The organism is Archangium sp. (assembly GCF_036388035.1).
GTDB lineage: Bacteria > Myxococcota > Myxococcia > Myxococcales > Myxococcaceae > Archangium.
In genome coordinates this window covers 1-4,922 of record NZ_DASVSO010000774.1, presented here as the reverse complement: position 1 = coordinate 4,922, position 4,922 = coordinate 1, and the positions used below count along the sequence as shown (strand labels likewise).

Below are 4,922 nucleotides of genomic sequence, written 5' to 3'. Positions count from 1 at the left end.
CGGCCTGGGCTCGCAGGCCAACAGCACGGGCGGCGTCCTGGACCTCGTCAAGGGCCTGATGAGCTCGCGCAAGAACGACACGTCTCCCGCCGCGCAGGGCGACAAGTACAACCTGAGCCAGTTCGCGGCCTTCAAGGTCGCCGACCTGCTCCGCGCCGCCGCCTGATCGGCCCGGCTCCGCTTCACTTCACGGGGTGCACGCTCATGGGCGTGCACCCCTTTTTCTTTCCTCTCGGTCGGAAGTGAGCGGGTTGCCTCAGAACGTCCCGCTCAACCGAAGCCCGGCACCGTTGGGGCCCAGCACCGGGGAGAGGCGGGCCTGGATGGAGGAGGTGGTGGGCGCGGGCGTGACGGGCGTCCCCTCTTCGGAAAGCCCCAGCTTCCCCTTGAGCTTCTTGTTGTAGCCGTCGGCCAGCTCGCGTGCCTCGCTGGGGGTGACGGGGTGGGGGCTCATCAGCAGGCCCCACGACAGGACGCCAATGCCCACCCCCGAAATGCCGATGCCCATCAGGACCGTCGTCCTCTTCTCGTCGAAGCTCTGACGGTTGCGCTCAAAGCAGGCGTCGAAGCCGGGCGAGAAGACATTACACTCCTCTCTCTTGGCGGTGATGGCGGTGACGGAGAGGATGCCTCCGCCCAGGAGGGCCGCCCCGCCCAGGACGCTCACGACCGTCTTGGTGATCATCTTGTCCTGGTAGACCTGCGCCAGGTCGTCACGGCCCACCAGCTTGTAGAGGGCATCGCCCTCGAGCGGCTTCTTGAATTTGCCGACGAAGGGCATGGTCCACTTGGACAACACGGAGCCAGTCCCCGCGTTCACGGCGACGACCTCGTCGAAGCCGATGTACTGCTGCTCGTATTGCTCCGTCGGATTCGCATTTGGCACGGTCGGCGGCGCGGGCGCCCTCGGCGCGGGCGTGGCGGCCTGCTGCTGCTGGGGCGCCTGGGTCCTGGCGGAGAGCGCCGTCCCCGCTACCGCGGAGAAGGAGCCATGTGACTGGCCTGTCGTGTCGTACAGGGTCACCACCGCCTGGGTCAGCGCGCCGGAGGCATCCGGGAAGAGCCGCAGCACCATCACGCGATCCACGGGGAAGCCCGCGCCACGCTGGGCGATGGAGGCATCATCCAGCTGTGCCACCTGACCGAGCGCCTGGGCATTCATGACCAGCAGGGCCTTGCCGCTGGCCCGCAGCGCCGAGGCCAGGGCCAGCTCCGCCTGGGCGAGCTCCGGCGAGGCAATCCCGGCGGGCACCAGCAGGTAGCGGGCCGGCGCGTCGCCAAGGTGCGTCGCCAGGGCATCCGCGGGGAAGGTGGTGCCCCAGGTGGAGCTCTCGGCGGCGAGCGCGGAGGCGGGGGCGGTGGAGAGCAGCAGGACGAAGGCCACGAGAAGAGTGCGAGGCAAGCGAACGGCTGCATACGGGATGTGGCCCGTGGCGAACAAGCCCACCCACTCCACAACGAAGAGACCCTCTGACTCAGGGCCCTCCGTGTCGAGCACCCGGGTGCGGATGAAGCCCTTGGGGTGCCGAGAAGGGTGTCAGAGCGGCCGCGCTCGTCCTCCGGGAGGGAACGCCCCGGAGGACGAGGCCTCTACCGCAGCGGAAGGCCTAGCACTCCGGGGAGAACTGGCGGTAGGTCGACGTCGTGCCCCAGCTCATCCACATGCCACACGAGCAACCCCGCTGGCCGATCATCTGGGTGTAGCTCGCGTCGCGGTAGTACGTGTACAGGGTGTCAGCGCTGGCGGAGCAGTCGGGCAGCTGAGCTTCCTGCGTGGACAGCTCGGTTCCCTCTTCCGGCTCCAGGGGGGCACCACAACCCACCATCAGCGCCGTCGCCAACAGACCACCAACAAAGCTCAGTCGCATGCGGCCTCCGTTACGGTTATTCCCCAAACCATAACAAAAACACGTATTGGTTGGAATAAGAGAAATTAAATTTCAGTGCCGCCATCATAATGAAGGCAGAGCTGACGGGCCCCTGCTCTGCATGATCCCCGCCATGCACCACTCTCCGTGACTCGTTCCGACAGCTCGCGCTCCACGAGTCGCCCTACGAGTCGTCTGACACCTTTCCGGCAAGCGTAGGAACGGCTTGGACCTTTAGGCGACTGCCAGGAACCGTAGATCAAATGCCATGCAGAGGGCTAAATTGCGAAGCATGGAAACGGAAGTTCATTCGCCTGCCAACACGACATTCATCAGCAACCTTTCCAGGCTGAAGGGGCTACTCAAAGCACTCCGGGTAGACAGCAAGGAGCTTGACGCCGAGTTGGTACGCTCCAAGGCGACGGGGGACTCGCAAAGGATCTCGGCGCTTGAACGGCGTGTGGCCAGACGGAACGCCAATCTCGCGTTTGTGTTCGAATGGCACTGCGCTATGCTGGTGACCTTTGCTGAGACGTACCTGCAGGATGTCCTGGTCTTTTTCTCGGGTTTAGACACGCAGTTACTGAATGACTCCGAGCAGAAGGCGAGTTATGGTGATATCCAGGCTTCGCGTTCGCTGGATGATCTTGCGGAGCAATTGCGGATCAGGTGGGCGCGGAGCTGGGTGGATAAAGGGGGGCCCGCCCTATGGATCAACAGACTGCAGCGGATGGGTGCTTCTTCATACCCGAAGGAGTTGGCCGAGCAGTTGGAGGAACTGTGGGGGATACGTCACGTTATCATCCACCGAGCTGGACTGGTAACGTTGGATTTCTGCCGTAGGCATCCACAGTTCGGATTGGCACCTGGTGAGCCCATCCAGCTCACGCAGGATCGGGTCGCCCGTTACACGGACGCCGTATCGCAGTTCGTTTCAATCACGGATTCCTACTTCGCAAACCGCTACAGAGGTCTTCTGAAGGACAAGCAGGCTAACTAAGCAATGGAACCCTTGGCTTTGCTCTCTCAAACGGGGGCAGAGCCGAAGCCACAAGAGGCGAGCCCCGTGCCTGAGGCAGCGGCGAAGGCCCGGCGTAGGTGTCAAAGGACTCGTTCCCGAGACCTCGCGCTCCACGAGTCGCCCTACGAGTCTCAGACACCACCTCCGGGCTTGGAATGTGATTGAGAAGGGCTAGAGCGTATCGTCGAACAGGATATCTGGCAGTGAGCGAGACTCGATCCAGTCCCCTGTGTCGCGCCGGACGAATTGTCGGCACAAGGTGATGATCTTGGAGCGGTCCCCCAATCGGACCTTCTGGCGTTCAACCGCGGTTCTTCCGACGATGGCTTTGGCCTTGAACCCGGAGCTCGAGAGAAAGAGCCCTGCCTCCACAGGGTTCCTGACCACCACATCGAAGAAGCTCTTCAGCTCTTTCGTTCCGGGACAGGACGGGGCAGTCCAATGCTTGACCTCGACGAGGAAGATGGCGCGCTTGTCGTTCTCCGTGCAGGCAAGTTCCAGGTCGAATCCCCCGTCCCGCGCCAGGGGTGTATGCCGCGTCTCGAAGCCCAGCTCCTCGAAGATCTCGCGGAGCATCCTCTCGAGCTCAGGCCAGTCCAGTTCCCCAAGTCCGGCAGGGAACCTGGCAATCCACTCGACAATCCGCCGCATCGTTCTTCGCAGGAGGAACGCTCCATAACCAGGGCCCGATCGGTCCGGCGGTTCGCTGTCCTCCTCAACCAAAAGCCTCTTGTCGAAGAAGTCGAAGACCTTGAAGTGATCCTTGTCGGGGTAGAGCACTCCCCTCCGCATGCCACGCCCGATGAGCTGCTCGAAGACAGCCTGGCTCTTCACGGGTCGCAGAATCACGAGGAACTCAACATCCGGGAGATCGACGCCTTTCAGGAGGAGTTCCACGGTGACCACTACGCCAGGGACCATTTCGTGGCGGAAACGGCGGAGGTACTCCTGCCACTTTTCGACGCGGCTGGTGATTTTGTAGACGAAGTCGTCCCCACGGCCGAAAACCTCGCGTGCGATCGCCGTGAGTTGATCCGCATGCGACCTGCCGGCGAGATCGTTCGCCGCAAAGATGAGCGTCTTCGGAAAGCGACCGTATTCCCGTTCGTGCTCATCCGCGTATGTCTTTATTTCTTCGAGGATGCACCGAGCTAGCTTCGGGGACGTGAGGTTCGCATTGAACTGCTTGGTGTCGAATCGCCGCCCATCTTCGAGTGATTGATGTCGCGAGTGGTGGGCCCTGGGATCGATGACCTCGACGAGATTGCCTTCACGGGTGAGGACGTTGTTCTTCCGGCCCTTGGAGCGGGACTTGACCATGTCATAGTCGACGAGAACCCCGTCGGCTACAGCCTGTGCATGGGTGTACTCGAAGGCCGTATGCTGGAAGTACGCCGCCGTACCGGGTTGCTGTGTTGCGGTGAGCCCGATCTGGATGGCATCGAAGTACTCCAGTACCGATTGCCAGGCTGAGACCTCTCCTGACGTGGAACCGAGCAAGCAGTCATCAGCGACAATCAGATCGAAGGTCCGGCGAGAGAGGCCGAGCCGACCAACGCCTGCCTCGCTATATGCCTTATCGGGATCGGAATGGCCCTTGTCGCCAAGCACGGAGGCCACCATGCGCTGGACCGTGCAAACGTAGACAAAGACATGCCCGGGCAATGTGCTGGTCTGCGGGTTGAGGAGTTCGTAGATCTCAGTGAACTTCCTACCGGGCTCTACCTCGAATGATGAGAACGCAGACGCCCATTGGTCCGCCAAGGCCAGATTATTGACGAGGAAGAGCGCACGCCGGACGAGTCCGGCCTTCATGAGCCGGAAAACCTGGTTCACCATCATGACGGTCTTGCCGGTGCCAGGTGCCATCTTCACGAGCAGGTGCCGCTTTCGCTCCGCCAGCGCGCGCTCGATGGCTGCATTGGCCATCATCTGGTAAGGATATAGGTGAGGATTGTCGTGCGGCAGCCGAAGAAACCGCTCACAGTCCGCATCAAAATCCATGATGGAGCCGAGTCCCGCGACCCGGGCCT

Annotated in this window: 4 protein-coding genes; 1 reads left to right on the top strand and 3 read right to left on the bottom strand. The window is 62.2% G+C overall.

What is annotated here, in order from left to right:
• Positions 1-256: 256 nt before the first annotated feature.
• Together VF697_RS31880 and VF697_RS31875 are read right to left on the bottom strand one after the other, a co-directional pair.
• Positions 257-1,402 carry a hypothetical protein gene (locus VF697_RS31880; RefSeq protein ID WP_331100872.1) on the bottom strand — a complete coding sequence of 382 codons (1,146 nt, stop codon included), beginning with the start codon at positions 1,400-1,402 and terminating at the stop codon, positions 257-259.
• Between the two features lie 205 nt (positions 1,403-1,607).
• Positions 1,608-1,868, bottom strand: coding sequence for a hypothetical protein (locus VF697_RS31875; protein ID WP_331100871.1), 261 nt, complete (start codon positions 1,866-1,868; stop codon positions 1,608-1,610).
• A 292-nt stretch (positions 1,869-2,160) separates the two neighbouring features.
• Between VF697_RS31875 and VF697_RS31870 the strand changes: the two genes are divergently transcribed.
• Positions 2,161-2,868 (top strand): hypothetical protein, encoded by a 708-nt coding sequence (locus tag VF697_RS31870; RefSeq protein ID WP_331100870.1) that lies wholly within the window; start codon positions 2,161-2,163, stop codon positions 2,866-2,868.
• A 192-nt stretch (positions 2,869-3,060) separates the two neighbouring features.
• Here the strand turns inward: VF697_RS31870 and VF697_RS31865 are convergent.
• Positions 3,061-4,922 (bottom strand): DEAD/DEAH box helicase family protein (locus VF697_RS31865; protein ID WP_331100869.1); only part of this gene is annotated, 1,862 nt, incomplete at its 5' end.

Coding starts and splice junctions, on each gene's coding strand:
- VF697_RS31870 (WP_331100870.1), top strand. CDS start 2,161: ATGGAAACGGAAGTTCATTCGCCTGCCAACACGACATTCATCAGCAAC.
- VF697_RS31875 (WP_331100871.1), bottom strand. CDS start 1,868: ATGCGACTGAGCTTTGTTGGTGGTCTGTTGGCGACGGCGCTGATGGTG.